Below are 12,527 nucleotides of genomic sequence, written 5' to 3' on the forward strand. Positions count from 1 at the left end.
CTTCCGGGTGGTGGGGGGCCCGCCCCAGGGGTTACCCCAGGGCCTTGCCCCCCACCCCGCCCGGCGCCTCGGCCCGCGCGGGCCGACCCGTGAGGACGGGCGGCCCTCGTCGTCCGGCGGCGGGGGCCGCCGCACCGGGCTCTCCAGGGCCTTGTCCCCCACTCCGCCCGGCGCCTCGGCCCGCGTGGGCTGACCCGTGAGGACGGGCGGCCCTCGTCGTCCGGCGGCGGGGGCCGCCGTACCGGGCCGCCCGTGGCTCTGCTCCCGGTCCTGTCCGGTGCCCCGGCTCGCGCGGGCTTGTCGCGCGGCGGTGGGAGAACGCCGGGGGAGCCGGCAGGTCGCGCGTGAACATGACGAAGGGGCCGCCCGGAAGGGCGGCCCCTTCGTCGGGGTGTCGCGTTACTTCACCGGCTCCGGCTCCGGAGCGCTCTCGCTCTCCTCGTCGCCCGCCGGGTCGGCCGGGGTCTTGACGGACTCCAGCAGGAGCTGGGCGACGTCGACGACCTGGATGGACTCCTTGGCCTTGCCGTCGTTCTTCTTGCCGTTGACCGAGTCGGTCAGCATGACCAGGCAGAACGGGCAGGCCGTGGAGACGATGTCCGGGTTCAGGGAGAGGGCCTCGTCGACGCGCTCGTTGTTGATGCGCTTGCCGATCCGCTCCTCCATCCACATCCGGGCGCCGCCCGCGCCGCAGCAGAAGCCGCGCTCCTTGTGGCGGTGCATCTCCTCGTTGCGCAGGCCCGGGACCTTGCCGATGATCTCGCGCGGGGGCGTGTAGATCTTGTTGTGGCGGCCCAGGTAGCACGGGTCGTGGTAGGTGATGATGCCCTCGACCGGGGTGACCGGGATCAGCTTGCCCTCGTCCACCAGGTGCTGGAGCAGCTGGGTGTGGTGGATGACCTCGTAGTCGCCGCCGAGCTGCGGGTACTCGTTGCCGAGGGTGTTGAGGCAGTGCGGGCAGGTGGCGACGATCTTCTTCGCCGACCTGGGCTTCGCGGACTCGGGCGTCACCTTGCCGTCGTCGTCCGTCTCCTCGCCGAAGGCGGCGTTGAGGGACATGACGTTCTCCATGCCGAGCTCCTGGAACAGCGGCTCGTTGCCGAGGCGCCGCGCCGAGTCACCCGTGCACTTCTCGTCGCCGCCCATGATCGCGAACTTGACGCCCGCGATGTGGAGGAGTTCCGCGAAGGCCTTGGTGGTCTTCTTCGCGCGGTCCTCCAGGGCGCCGGCGCAGCCGACCCAGTACAGGTACTCGACCTCGGACAGGTCCTCGATGTCCTTGCCGACGACCGGGACCTCGAAGTCGACCTCCTTGGTCCACTCCAGGCGCTGCTTCTTGGCCAGGCCCCAGGGGTTGCCCTTCTTCTCCAGGTTCTTGAGCATCGTGCCCGCCTCGGACGGGAACGCGGACTCGATCATCACCTGGTAGCGGCGCATGTCGACGATGTGGTCGACGTGCTCGATGTCGACCGGGCACTGCTCGACGCAGGCGCCGCAGGTGGTGCAGGACCACAGGACGTCGGGGTCGATGACGCCGTTCTCCTCGGCGGTGCCGATCAGCGGGCGCTCGGCCTCCGCCAGCGCCGCCGCGGGCACGCCCGCGAGCTGCTCCTCGGACGCCTTCTCCTCGCCCTCCGTCGTCTTGCCGCCGCCGGCCAGCAGGTACGGGGCCTTGGCGTGCGCGTGGTCGCGCAGCGACATGATCAGGAGCTTGGGGGAGAGGGGCTTGCCGGTGTTCCAGGCGGGGCACTGCGACTGGCAGCGGCCGCACTCGGTGCAGGTGGAGAAGTCCAGCAGGCCCTTCCAGGAGAACTGCTCGACCTGGGAGACGCCGAAGACGTCGTCGTCACCGGGGTCGGTGAAGTCGATCGGCTTGCCGCCGGACGTCATCGGCTGGAGCGCGCCCAGGGCGGTCCCGCCGGTGGCCTCCCGCTTGAACCAGATGTTCGGGAAGGCGAGGAAGCGGTGCCAGGCCACACCCATGTTGGTGTTGAGCGAGACCACGATCATCCAGATGAAGGACGTCGAGATCTTGATCATCGCGAACAGGTAGACCAGGTTCTGCAGCGCGGCGACGCTCAGCCCCTTGAAGGCGAGGACCAGCGGGTACGAGGCGAAGTACGCGGCCTCGTAGCCGTCCACGTGGTGCAGTGCGCCCTCCAGGCCGCGCAGCACGTAGATCGCCAGGCCGATGGTGAGGATGACGTACTCGACGAAGTACGCCTGGCCCGCCTTGGAGCCCGCGAAGCGGGACTTGCGGCCGGGGCGCGAGGGCAGGCTCAGCAGGCGGATCACGATGAGCACGGCGATGCCCAGGATCGTCATCACGCCGATGAACTCGATGTACAGCTCGAACGGCAGGAAGCCGCCGATGACCGGCAGCACCCAGTCGGCCTCGAAGAGCTGGCCGAACGCCTGGGCGAGGGTCGGCGGCAGCGTCAGGAAGCCGACGGCGACGAACCAGTGGGCGACGCCGACGACACCCCACCGGTTCATGCGGGTGTGGCCGAGGAACTCCCGCACCAGGGTCACACTGCGCTGGTAGGGATTGTCGGTCCGGGCGCCGGCCGGGACCGGCTGGCCCAGCTTGAAGTACCGGACGAACTGGCCGATCGCGCGTGCGAGCAGCGCGACGCCGACCACGGTCAGGACCAGCGACACGATGATCGCGGCGAGTTGCATGGGGGCTCCTCGGGCCTGCGAGGGGTTTGACGAGGGATTTTCGGGACTTCTGCGGGGGCTCCGGTACGGCTTCCCCGAAATTACTAAGCGGTAACTTATGCAGTCCGTTCGAGATTACCCCCATCTCCGGTCGCACTGTAGCCGGGCGCGGGGTGATCTGAATCGCTCAGGGTTGCCTATGGCGGCACTCCCGGGGGCGTCCCGAATGGCGTCCGGGATCCGATCGTGTTATTCGCGATAAATCGGTCCATACGCCCCTAACTTATATCCGTGCTCTACGGGATCGCCGCCGCCGCCACCTCCCTGCTGCTCTCCGCCCTCCTCGCGGAGCTGCTGCGGGTCCCCGCCCTGCGCCTGGGAATCGTGGACCGCAGACGCCGCTGGGCGCTGCCGCTGTCCGGGGGAACGGCCGTCGTGCTCGCGACCGTGCTGGTGGCGGGGCTCGGCGACCGGGCGGGGTACGCCCCGCTCGGCACCGGGATCGGCCGGCTGCTGGCCGCCGGGGCCTGGATCGGCGTACTCGGGCTGGCGGCCGACGTGTGGCGGCTGCGGTGGTGGGTCCCGCTCGCCGGTACGGCCGTGGCGGCGGCGCTCGTCGTGCCGTACGCGGAGACCGGGGTGGTGCGGGGGGTGCTCGCCGTGGGGTGGGTCGTGGCGGTCACCGCCGCGTTCCGGGGGCTCGACCACGCCGACGGGCTGGCCGGCACCGTGGGGGCGGTGGCCGCGTTCGGGGTGGCGGTCTGTGCGGCGGCCGAGCTGATGGACGGGATCGCGGTGCTGATGAGCGTGCTGGCCGCCGCGCTCGCCGGCTTCCTGCTGCACAACTGGCATCCCGCGCGGGCCGGCCTCGGGGCGGGCGGCTCGCTGTTCACGGGGTTCGTGGTGGCCTCGGCGGCGGTGTTCGTGCGGGCCGGGCAGGGAATCGGCACCGGTGCCGGGGTGTTGTTCGCCCTGACGGCCGTGGTGTGCGCCGACGCCGTACTGGTGGTCCTCGCGCGGCGGCTGTCCCGGTGGCCGCTGACCCGCGGCCGGCCGGACCACCTGGGGCACCGGCTGCGGCGGCTCGGACTCGCCCCCCGCGCGGTGACCGTCCTGCTCGGCATCGGCGCGCTGGGCGGGGTACTGGTGGGGGTGGGCGTCCACACCGGACGGGTGTCCGGGGGCGCGGTGGTGTGGGTGGCGGCGGTCGCCGCGGTGGTCGTACTCGCGCTCGTACGGTTGCCCGTCACCCCCGTTTTTCGTCCCCGCCAACGATCTTCCGAGGCATCGCCGCAGGTCAGGGAGCGGTTGCGTGTAAGGAACGGATAAGAGTTGAGTCTGCTCGACTCAGCTCTGTTGACCCCGCGCCGGGTGTCATGCATGCTTGAGTCCGTTCCACTCAAGTCAGCTGGAGGAATCGAAATGGCACGTGCGGTCGGCATCGACCTGGGCACGACTAACTCCGTCGTCAGCGTTCTGGAGGGCGGCGAGCCCACCGTCATCACCAACGCCGAGGGCGCCAGGACCACGCCGTCCGTCGTCGCCTTCGCCAAGAACGGCGAGGTGCTGGTCGGCGAGGTGGCCAAGCGCCAGGCGGTCACGAACGTCGACAGGACCATCCGGTCGGTCAAGCGCCACATGGGCACCGACTGGAAGATCGAGCTCGACGGGAAGCCCTTCAACCCGCAGCAGATCAGCGCCTTCGTGCTGCAGAAGCTGAAGCGCGACGCCGAGTCGTACCTGGGCGAGAAGGTCACGGACGCGGTCATCACCGTCCCGGCGTACTTCAACGACGCCGAGCGTCAGGCGACCAAGGAGGCCGGCGAGATCGCCGGTCTGAACGTGCTGCGCATCGTCAACGAGCCGACGGCCGCCGCCCTGGCGTACGGCCTCGACAAGGACGACCAGACGATCCTCGTCTTCGACCTCGGTGGCGGTACCTTCGACGTCTCCCTGCTGGAGATCGGCGACGGTGTCGTCGAGGTGAAGGCCACCAACGGTGACAACAACCTCGGTGGTGACGACTGGGACCAGCGCGTCGTCGACTACCTGGTCAAGCAGTTCCAGTCGGGCCACGGCGTGGACCTCGGCAAGGACAAGATGGCGCTGCAGCGTCTGCGCGAGGCCGCCGAGAAGGCGAAGATCGAGCTGTCCTCGTCCACCGAGACCTCGATCAACCTCCCCTACATCACCGCGTCCGCCGAGGGCCCGCTGCACCTGGACGAGAAGCTCACCCGCGCCCAGTTCCAGCAGCTCACGGCCGACCTGCTGGAGCGCTGCAAGACGCCGTTCCACAACGTCATCAAGGACGCCGGCATCCAGCTGTCCGAGATCGACCACGTCGTTCTCGTCGGTGGCTCCACCCGCATGCCCGCCGTCGCCGAGCTCGTCAAGGAGATGACCGGCGGCAAGGAGGCCAACAAGGGCGTCAACCCGGACGAGGTCGTCTCGATCGGTGCCGCTCTCCAGGCCGGTGTCCTCAAGGGCGAGGTCAAGGACGTCCTGCTGCTCGACGTCACCCCGCTGTCCCTCGGCATCGAGACCAAGGGCGGCATCATGACCAAGCTGATCGAGCGCAACACCACGATCCCGACGAAGCGCTCCGAGATCTTCACCACGGCCGAGGACAACCAGCCGTCGGTGCAGATCCAGGTCTACCAGGGCGAGCGCGAGATCGCCGCGTACAACAAGAAGCTCGGCATGTTCGAGCTGACCGGTCTGCCCCCGGCGCCGCGCGGCGTCCCGCAGATCGAGGTCTCCTTCGACATCGACGCCAACGGCATCATGCACGTCACGGCGAAGGACCTCGGCACCGGCAAGGAGCAGAAGATGACCGTCACCGGCGGCTCCTCGCTGCCGAAGGACGAGGTCGACCGGATGCGCCAGGAGGCCGAGAAGTACGCGGAGGAGGACCACGCCCGCCGCGAGGCCGCCGAGTCCCGCAACCAGGGCGAGCAGCTCGTCTACCAGACCGAGAAGTTCCTCAGCGACAACGCGGACAAGGTCCCCGGTGACGTCAAGACCGAGGTCGAGACGGCCGTCGCCGAGCTGAAGGAGAAGCTCAAGGGCGACGACTCCGCCGAGATCCGCACCGCCACGGAGAAGGTCGCCGCCGTCTCCCAGAAGCTGGGCCAGGCCATGTACGCCGACGCCCAGGCCGGGCAGGCCGCCGGTGGCGCGTCCGCCGGTGCCGGTGAGACGAAGGCCGACGACGACGTCGTCGACGCGGAGATCGTCGACGAGGACCGCAAGGACGGTGCGGCGTGACCGAGGAGACCCCGGGCTTCGACGAGCAGTCGCAGCAGCCCGACGTCCCCTCCGACGAAGCCGAGCCGAAGGCCGCCTCCACACCCTCCGCGGAGGAGGGGGCGGCCCCGGCCGGGGACACGGGCCAGGAAGCGGCCCTGGTGGCCCAGCTGGACCAGGCGCGCACGGCGCTCAACGAGCGCACGGCGGACCTCCAGCGCCTCCAGGCCGAGTTCCAGAACTACCGCCGCCGGGTCGAGCGCGACCGGATCGCCGTGAAGGAGATCGCCGTGGCGAACCTCCTGAGCGAGCTGCTCCCCGTGCTCGACGACGTCGGCCGCGCGCGGGAACACGGCGAGCTGGTCGGCGGCTTCAAGTCCGTCGCGGAGTCGCTGGAGACGGTCATCGCCAAGATGGGCCTCCAGCAGTTCGGCAAGGAGGGCGAGCCCTTCGACCCGACGATCCACGAGGCGCTGATGCACAGCTACGCGCCGGACGTCACCGAGACGACGTGCGTGGCGATTCTGCAGCCGGGGTATCGGATCGGCGAGCGCACCATCCGCCCCGCGCGGGTGGCCGTCGCCGAGCCGCAGCCCGGCGCGCAGACGGCTCCGCCGGCCGAGGAGAGCACCGAGGCGCAGGACGGACCGTCGGAGAACAAGGAGAGCGGTGGCCCGGAGGAGGGCTGACGTAATAGCTGACGCAGGGAAGGAGGGACGTCGGGGATGAGCACCAAGGACTTCATCGAGAAGGACTTCTACAAGGTCCTCGGCGTCCCCAAGGACGCCACCGAGGCCGAGATCAAGAAGGCGTACCGGAAGCTCGCCCGCGAGTTCCACCCGGACGCCAACAAGGGCAACGCCAAGGCGGAGGAGCGGTTCAAGGAGATCTCCGAGGCGAACGACGTCCTCGGCGACCCCAAGAAGCGCAAGGAGTACGACGAGGCGCGCGCGCTCTTCGGCAGCGGAGGCTTCCGTCCGGGGCCGGGCGCGGGCGGCGGTTCCTTCAACTTCGACCTGGGTGACCTCTTCGGTGGTCAGGGTGCCGGCGGCCAGCAGGCGGGCGGCGGCTTCGGCGGCGGCCTCGGTGACGTCTTCGGGGGCCTGTTCAACCGTGGCGGCGCGGGCACCACGCGCACCCAGCCGCGGCGCGGCCAGGACATCGAGTCCGAGGTGACGCTCAGCTTCACCGAGGCGATCGAGGGCGCGACCGTCCCGCTGCGGATGTCGTCGCAGGCGCCCTGCAAGGCCTGTTCGGGCACCGGCGACAAGAACGGCACACCGCGCGTGTGCCCGACCTGCGTCGGTACCGGCCAGGTGGCGCGGGGCTCCGGCGGCGGGTTCTCGCTCACCGATCCCTGCCCCGACTGCAAGGGCCGCGGTCTGATCGCGGAGGAGCCCTGCGAGATCTGCAAGGGCAGCGGCCGGGCCAAGTCCTCGCGGACCATGCAGGTGCGCATCCCCGCGGGCGTCAGCGACGGCCAGCGGATCCGGCTGCGCGGCAAGGGCGCGCCGGGCGAGCGCGGCGGTCCCGCCGGCGATCTGTACGTCGTCGTGCACGTCGGCGTCCACCCGGTGTTCGGCCGCAAGGACGACAACCTCACCGTCACGGTCCCGGTGACGTATCCCGAGGCCGCTCTCGGCGGCGAGGTCCGGGTGCCGACGCTGGGCGGTCCGCCGGTCACGCTGAAGCTGCCGCCGGGCACGCCCAACGGGCGCACCATGCGGGCGCGGGGCAAGGGCGCGGTCCGCAAGGACGGCACCCGCGGCGATCTGCTGGTCACCGTGGAGGTGAGTGTTCCCAAGGACGTGTCGGGGAAGGCTCGTGACGCACTGGAGGCGTATCGCGAGGCGACCGCGGACGACGATCCGCGGGCGGAGCTGTTCCAGGCCGCGAAGGGAGCTTGATTTCAGATGGACGGCCGTCGACGCAATCCGTATGAACTGACCCAGGACACCCCGGTCTACGTCATTTCGGTGGCGGCCCAGCTCTCCGGCCTGCACCCGCAGACGCTGCGGCAGTACGACCGGCTGGGTCTCGTGTCGCCGGACCGCACGGCCGGCCGGGGCCGTCGTTACTCGGCCCGTGACATCGAGCTGCTCCGTCAGGTGCAGCAGCTGTCGCAGGACGAGGGCATCAACCTGGCCGGAATCAAGCGCATCATCGAACTGGAGAACCAGGTCGCCGCCCTCCAGGCCCGTGCGGCCGAACTGGAGAACGCCCTGGACGGGGCGGCCGCGGCGATGCGGCAGCGCGAGGCCGCGGTGCACGCCTCGTACCGCCGTGACCTGGTGCCCTACCAGGAGGTGCAGCAGACCAGCGCGCTGGTGGTGTGGCGGCCCAAGCGGCAGCAGCCGGACTGAGGCGCCGGCCCGGAGTACCGCGAGAGGCCCGGAGGTTCACGAACCTCCGGGCCTCTCGGTTTATGCACAGTTGCTTGTGTGACTATCGTATGGCTGCGTGTCCAGATGATTCTCGCCGGACGTCCGCAGGTCTCTCACGAGTTCGGCGCACCGTGCTGTGTCCATCTCGTTAAGTGGCCGACCTTGACTCCGGTGGGGGCTGAAGCGTTGGCTTTTCAGTCACATGGGCCGCAAAGCCGTGCCCACGTCCGAAACGCACCTGAAGTGAGCCCTCGCATGCGTCGTATCGCCATATCCGTGGCCGCCACCGCCATGTCCGTCACGCTCGTCGGATGCGGCGCGCTCAACGCGACGGGGAGCAGTGACGACGAGAGCCCGGCCAAGGGCGACGACATGACCGTCGGGCTGCTGCTCCCGGAGAAGGCCAACACCCGGTACGAGCAGTTCGACTACCCCATCTTCAAGACGAAGGTGGAGTCGCTCACCAACAAGAAGGGCAAGGTCGAGTACGCCAACGCCGAGGCGGACGCCGGCAAGCAGGCCGACCAGATGCAGCAGATGATCGACGACAAGGTCGACGTCATCGTGCTGGACGCGGTCGACGCGCACGCCATCGCGGACGGCGTGCAGAAGGCCAAGGACGCGGGCATCCCCGTCATCGCCTACGACCGTCTCGCCGAGGGCCCGATCGACGCGTACATCTCCTTCGACAACGAGCTGGTCGGCGAGGTGCAGGGCCGTTCCCTGCTGGAGGCGCTCGGCGCCGACGCCGGCATCACCGACAAGATCGTGATGATGAACGGCTCGTCGACCGACCCCAACGCCAAGCAGTTCAAGGCGGGCGCGCTCTCCGAGCTCAAGGGCCAGGTGACGATCGCCAAGTCCTACGACACCAAGGACTGGAAGCCGGAGAACGCGCAGGCCAACATGGCCGAGGCGATCGACGCGATCGGCGCGGGCGACATCAAGGCGGTCTACTCCGCCAACGACGGCATGGCGGGCGGCATCGTCAAGGCGCTCAAGGCCGCCGGCGTGACCGAGCTGCCCCCGATCACCGGCCAGGACGCCGAACTCGCGGCGGTGCAGCGCATCCTCGCCGGCGAGCAGTACATGAGCGTGTACAAGTCCTACCCGGACGAGGCCGAGAACGCCGCCGAGATGGCCGTGGCGAAGGTCCAGGGCAAGGACATCCAGTTCGACGCGCTCACCCGCGAGCGGGTGGACAGCCCCACCGCCAAGGACATCCCGGCGCAGCTCGTGCCCGTGGTCGCGCTGACCAAGGACAACATCGAGGACACCGTGGTCGCCGACGAGATCTACGACGTCTCGGACATCTGCACCGCCGAGTTCGCGGCGGCCTGCGAGGCGGTCAAGCTGAAGTAGCCGCCGACCCGTCGATATCCGGCCACCCGCCGGTCCTCCGACCGGCGCCGGACCCTGCCCATGTTGCACAGCCGGTTCCGGCCGCGCATAGTTGCGCTGCGGAAAGTGGCTGAACCGGGGGTGGGATGGGCGATGGCCGGGCACGGGACGGACGGGCATCCACACGGTGCTGACCGACTGTGCGAGGCCGGGGATCGCGTGTATTCCCGGGCCGTACGGCGCGGACGGCTGCCGCGCCGGGACGCGGAGCCGGTGCCCTGCCTGCTGGAACTGGCCCTGCTGCACCCCGACCCCGACGACATGGACTGGCTCGTCCCCACCCCTCCGCAGGAGGTCATGACCCGGCTGCTGCGCGGGATGTACGACGAGGTGAACGCGAGCCGGCGCCGGGTCGGCTCGACCGTCGAGGCCTTCGAACGGTACGCCGGCCTGGGCCACCGGGTGCCCGCCTCGCCGACGGCGGCGGAGGGCCCGGCGATCCGGGTGCTGGACGGGCTCGCCCGCATCCAGGCCGCGATGGACGAGGCGACCCAGGCGTGCACCACCGAGGTGCTCACCGTCCAGCCGGGCGGCATCCGGCGCGAGGCGGAGCTGTCCGAGGGCCTGCACCGGGCGACGGCGCTGCGCGGCCGGGGCGTGCGCATGCGGGACCTGTACACGCATGTCGCCCGGCACGGGCACGGACTGCTCAGCTATCTGGAGCTGATGGGCGACGCGGTGGAGGCGCGCACCCTGGACGAGGTGATCGAGCGGCTGATCCTCTTCGACCGCACGGTCGCCTTCATCCCCGCCAACGCCGAGCGCACCATGGCGCTGGAGCTGCGCCACCCGGCGCTGGTGGAGTACCTGGGCACGGTCTTCGACCGGCTGTGGCGGCTCGCCATCCCGCTGACCGCCCCGCTGCCCGACACCGGCATCGAGGGCATCTCGCACCGGGAGCAGTCCATCGCGGCGCTGCTCGCGGAGGGCCACCAGGACGCGGTGATCGCGGAGCGCCTCGGCATCAGCGTGCGGACCTGCCGGGCCCACATCGCCCGCCTGTCGGAGACGCTGGGCGCGGCCAGCCGTACGCAGCTCGGCGTCCGCATCGCCCAGGCCGGTCTGGACGGCTTCCGGCGCCCCGCCGTCACTGCGGTGCGTCCTCCTGGTTGAGGATCCCGGACTCCGCGATGAGGTAGCCGAGCTGGGCCCGGCTGCCGCTGCCGAGGGTGGCGGCGAGTTTGGCGATGTGGGCGCGGCACGTCCGTACGTTCATGCCGAGGCGGCGGGCGATGGCCTCGTCCACGTGGCCCTCCACCAGGAGCTTGGCGATGGAGTGCTGTATCTCCGGTATGCCGTCGGGCGCGGTCTCGTAGGGGGTGCCGGCGGTCAGCGGGACCGCGCGGCTCCACATGAACTCGAAGACCTTGCTCAGATAGCGGACGAGGCCGGTGTGCCGCAGCTCCAGGGCGACCTGGCGGTCGTCGCGCACGGGGATGAAGGCGACCGTCTCGTCGCAGATGATGAGGCGCTCCACCAGCTCGTCGATGGTGCGGTACTCCGCCCTGCCGTTGGCGAACTGCTCGACGTAGGAGAGGCGCTCGGGATTGAACCGGGCGGTGTGCTGGTAGAGGGTGCGTATGCGCACGCCGCGTTCGACGAGCAGCCGGTCGCGCTCGAACCCCTGCAGCAGGCTGCGTTCGGGCCGGTACCCGCTCGGCTGGACGGTGAGCATCTCCGTCCGGCACTGGGAGGTGGCCAGGTCCAGCGCGCTGTTGATGCGGTCGTTGCCCTCGAGCACCGTGATCGAGTGGGCGGGCGCGATCTCCCGGGCGCTCAGGGACATGAAAGGCTCGAAAGTGTCGGCGAGTTCTATCGACAGGCGCCGGCGTTCGGTGATCTCCCGTTCTATGGGGCTCAACCGCTGGGAAAGCGCGATCGAGGGAAGCACCGGACGCAACCACTGCGCATCGTCGGGATCCGGATGAAGAAGGGCGAAGTCCATCAAGCAGGGCGCGGGTTCCACGTCGGCGCGGGCGATACGTCCCGCGCGGAGAGCATTCGCGTACAGTCGCACCCCCTCCTCGCACAGCTCGGTCACCGCGTGAGGATGTGCCGCCTTGGTCTGTTTTGTTCCCAAATCTCCACCCCACAGGGTCCTGAACATGCAGGAACATGATGCACCGATCGTGTGGCCATGATGTGCCCGAATGAGCCATCGTCGTACTGGACGGGGGACAGAGGGGACCTTCAAGTGAGGACGAAGCCGACTATGGGTAAGAAAATGCTTCGCTCGGTGCTTGTCGCCGCTTTCTCCGCCGGTGTGGCCTTCGGGATAGCAGGCGGCCTCTCCGAGGCGAAGGTGGACGTCAGGGCGGACAGTGTGTGGCCGCCGATCGTCGCGCCGATCGTCGCGGAGGACGCGGTCATGGCCGACAGTGTGTGGGCCGGCCCCGCGCGTACGGATGACAGCGTGTGGGCTTGACATGACTACTCCACCCGACGACCGCTCCTTCCGCCGGGAGATGGCGACCGCCTACCGATCCGGATGGCACTTCATCGACCTGGTCACCGCCATCCCCCACAGCGGTGACTCGTTGATGGTGACCGTCTTCGGTGAGCCGGTCGTCGTCACCCGCGACGAGGACGGGGACGTACGGGCGTACCGGTGCCTGCGGCGGCCCAGGGGGGCGCCGAAGCCCGTGCGGTGTGCCATCCGGTACGGAATGATCTTTGTGAACCTGGACCAGCGGGACCACCGGCAGGTGGAGTCGGACTCCCCCGCCCCCCGGACCATCTCGGCCACCCCCCGCAGTGCCTGACGCGATTCCCCCGTCGTAAAAGATCGCGCAGGTGCTTCCCCCCGCAGCGGCGTCACCGTGACCTGAACACTGT

General features: G+C 69.8%; 11 protein-coding genes. 9 read left to right on the top strand and 2 right to left on the bottom strand.

What is annotated here, in order from left to right:
- Nucleotides 1-399: 399 nt before the first annotated feature.
- A complete protein-coding gene (locus tag ACFV5H_RS36965; protein ID WP_385199093.1) occupies nucleotides 400-2,682 on the bottom strand; it encodes a (Fe-S)-binding protein in 2,283 nt (760 codons plus the stop codon).
- 270 nt (nucleotides 2,683-2,952) lie between these two features.
- On the opposite strand from ACFV5H_RS36965, the gene ACFV5H_RS36970 reads away from it, so the two are divergent.
- From ACFV5H_RS36970 to ACFV5H_RS37000, 7 genes are all read left to right on the top strand, one after another.
- On the top strand, nucleotides 2,953-3,990 hold the full coding sequence (locus ACFV5H_RS36970; RefSeq protein WP_385199094.1) for an MraY family glycosyltransferase: 1,038 nt from the start codon (nucleotides 2,953-2,955) through the stop codon (nucleotides 3,988-3,990).
- A gap of 93 nt (nucleotides 3,991-4,083) precedes the next feature.
- On the top strand, nucleotides 4,084-5,928 hold the full coding sequence (dnaK, locus tag ACFV5H_RS36975; protein WP_385199096.1) for a molecular chaperone DnaK: 1,845 nt from the start codon (nucleotides 4,084-4,086) through the stop codon (nucleotides 5,926-5,928).
- Nucleotides 5,925-6,596, top strand: a complete 672-nt coding sequence (grpE, locus tag ACFV5H_RS36980) for a nucleotide exchange factor GrpE (RefSeq protein ID WP_385058710.1) — start codon at nucleotides 5,925-5,927, stop codon at nucleotides 6,594-6,596. The genes dnaK and grpE overlap by 4 nt, the downstream gene beginning before the upstream one ends.
- A 36-nt stretch (nucleotides 6,597-6,632) precedes the next feature.
- On the top strand, nucleotides 6,633-7,814 hold the full coding sequence (gene dnaJ / locus ACFV5H_RS36985) for a molecular chaperone DnaJ (protein WP_385058709.1): 1,182 nt from the start codon (nucleotides 6,633-6,635) through the stop codon (nucleotides 7,812-7,814).
- Between the two features lie 6 nt (nucleotides 7,815-7,820).
- Entirely contained in the window at nucleotides 7,821-8,270 is a 450-nt protein-coding gene (locus ACFV5H_RS36990; protein WP_073933147.1) for a heat shock protein transcriptional repressor HspR, read from the top strand.
- A 276-nt stretch (nucleotides 8,271-8,546) separates the two neighbouring features.
- Nucleotides 8,547-9,653 carry a sugar ABC transporter substrate-binding protein gene (locus tag ACFV5H_RS36995; RefSeq protein WP_385058707.1) on the top strand — a complete coding sequence of 369 codons (1,107 nt, stop codon included), beginning with the start codon at nucleotides 8,547-8,549 and terminating at the stop codon, nucleotides 9,651-9,653.
- Between the two features lie 132 nt (nucleotides 9,654-9,785).
- On the top strand, nucleotides 9,786-10,805 hold the full coding sequence (locus ACFV5H_RS37000) for a LuxR C-terminal-related transcriptional regulator (protein WP_385058715.1): 1,020 nt from the start codon (nucleotides 9,786-9,788) through the stop codon (nucleotides 10,803-10,805).
- Here the strand turns inward: ACFV5H_RS37000 and ACFV5H_RS37005 are convergent.
- Nucleotides 10,780-11,799 carry a helix-turn-helix transcriptional regulator gene (locus tag ACFV5H_RS37005; RefSeq protein ID WP_385058706.1) on the bottom strand — a complete coding sequence of 340 codons (1,020 nt, stop codon included), beginning with the start codon at nucleotides 11,797-11,799 and terminating at the stop codon, nucleotides 10,780-10,782. The genes ACFV5H_RS37000 and ACFV5H_RS37005 overlap by 26 nt on opposite strands.
- A 129-nt stretch (nucleotides 11,800-11,928) precedes the next feature.
- Between ACFV5H_RS37005 and ACFV5H_RS37010 the strand changes: the two genes are divergently transcribed.
- Complete coding sequence (locus ACFV5H_RS37010) at nucleotides 11,929-12,117, top strand: hypothetical protein (RefSeq protein WP_385058704.1); 189 nt, start codon at nucleotides 11,929-11,931, stop codon at nucleotides 12,115-12,117.
- Nucleotide 12,118: 1 nt separating this feature from the next.
- Entirely contained in the window at nucleotides 12,119-12,454 is a 336-nt protein-coding gene (locus ACFV5H_RS37015) for a hypothetical protein (RefSeq protein WP_019524256.1), read from the top strand.
- The last annotated feature ends 73 nt before the right edge of the window (nucleotides 12,455-12,527 follow it).

Origin of the sequence: Streptomyces sp. NPDC059787 (assembly GCF_042732315.1) — a bacterium.
Classification (GTDB): domain Bacteria; phylum Actinomycetota; class Actinomycetes; order Streptomycetales; family Streptomycetaceae; genus Streptomyces; species Streptomyces atrovirens.